General features: G+C 72.1%; 3 protein-coding genes. All 3 read left to right on the top strand.

Features of this window, described 5'->3' with window-relative positions:
• The first annotated feature begins 89 nt into the window (after positions 1–89).
• The gene (locus C1I95_RS33815; protein WP_111220167.1) at positions 90–773 is read left to right on the top strand and encodes a FadR/GntR family transcriptional regulator; all 684 of its coding nucleotides are present in this window, start codon (positions 90–92) and stop codon (positions 771–773) included.
• A 38-nt stretch (positions 774–811) separates the two neighbouring features.
• Positions 812–1,285, top strand: coding sequence for a large conductance mechanosensitive channel protein MscL (gene mscL, locus C1I95_RS33810; protein WP_111220165.1), 474 nt, complete (start codon positions 812–814; stop codon positions 1,283–1,285).
• 81 nt (positions 1,286–1,366) lie between these two features.
• The coding region (locus C1I95_RS33805) for a hypothetical protein (protein WP_111220169.1) at positions 1,367–1,584 on the top strand (218 nt) is incomplete at its 3' end.

Genomic DNA, 1,584 nt, shown 5'->3' with positions numbered 1-1,584 from the left:
CGTGACGGGAGCGGGGGTGCCGGCGGGTGGCGGGGTCATGGCCTCGAACCTACAATCATGGGATGAATTCCTGCGAGCTGGTGTAACCAGTGCCACCGCCGGTTGATTCCGCCGCCGTCCCGCCCCGCGGCCGGCGGGTACGGGAGACGATCGCGCAGCTGCGCCAGCGGATCATGGACGGCGAGTGGCCGGTGGGCAGCCGCATCCCGACCGAGCCGCAGCTGGTCGACGCCCTCGGCGTGGGGCGCAACACGGTGCGCGAGGCGGTCCGGGCCCTCGCCCACGCCGGGGTGCTGGAGTGCCGGCAGGGCTCCGGGACGTACGTCCTCACCACCGACGAACTGGCCCCGGTGGTGGCCCGCCGGCTGACCGACGACCGGATCGCCGAGGTGATCGAGGTGCGCCGCGCCTTCGAGGTGGAGGCCGCCCGGCTGGCCGCGCGGCGGCGTACCGCCGAGGACCTGGCCGCGCTCGACGGCGCGCTGGCCGCCCGCGAGGCGGCCTGGCGCGGCGGCCGGGTCGCCGAGTTCGTGGCGGCCGACGCCGCGCTGCACACCGCAGTGGTCGCGGCGGCGCACAACGGCATGCTCGCCGAGCTGTACGCCTCCGTCGGCACCGCGATCCGCAGCACCGTCGCCCACGCGATGGGCGACGCGCTGACCCCGGAACGCCACGTCGACCACGCCCGACTGGTGGCCGCGATCCGGGACGGCGATCCGGAGCGGGCCGCCCGGGAAGCCGGCGCTTTTCTGGAGCCCTCGCCCGGGGCATAGGTTGTCCTCGACGAAATCGGGACACCTCAGGAGTACGCATGCTCAAGGGCTTCAAGGACTTCATCATGCGCGGCAACGTCGTCGACCTCGCGGTCGGCGTCGTCATCGGTGCCGCGTTCACGGGCGTGGTCACGCAGCTCACCAAGTCGTTCCTGGAACCGCTGATCCGGGTCTTCGTACTGCTGATCACCGGCAACAGCAACGGCATCGCGGGTACGGCGCCGGAGTTCCGGGACATCCCCTTCGACTGGATCGCCTTCGTCAACGCGCTGATCACGTTCCTGCTGACGGCGGCCGCGCTGTACTTCGTCGTGGTGTTTCCGATGAACCGGCTCGCCGAGCGACGTAAGCGGGGCGAGGAGCCGCCGCCGGCCGCGCCGAGCGAGGAGGTCAAGCTGCTCACCGAGATCCGGGACGCCCTGGTCGCCACCGGCCGGACCACCCCGGCTCAGCAGCGCGGTGCACTGGACGACGTCCTCGGCCGGCGGGAGGAACCGCCCGCGGCGCGCTGAATCCGGCACCTGCACATCGGCCCCTGCGGGAATCCCGCAGGGGCCGCGTCATCTCGAACACATGTTCGATAGAGTCCCGCCATGGAACAGCGAAAGCACTGGTGGAACGGGAAATGGGGGCGACTGGCGCGGCGGGACGTCTTCCTCCGCGTGGACGCCGACCGGTGGCACGTCGAGCAGCGGGCCGGCGGCGCCGAGGGAGTCTCCCGGTTCTACGAGTACGACACCGTCGACGAGGCCGAGGAGACGGTACGCGCGCTGCTCCAGGGCCCCGACACCTGGCGCGAACTCTCCCCGCG

This window comes from Micromonospora craterilacus (assembly GCF_003236315.1).
Lineage (GTDB): Bacteria > Actinomycetota > Actinomycetes > Mycobacteriales > Micromonosporaceae > Micromonospora > Micromonospora craterilacus.
This window is presented reverse-complemented; position numbering and strand designations above follow the sequence as displayed.

What these genes read in the sequence shown, in the direction of transcription:
- mscL (WP_111220165.1), top strand. Translation starts at nt 812, where the DNA reads ATGCTCAAGGGCTTCAAGGACTTCATCATGCGCGGCAACGTCGTCGAC.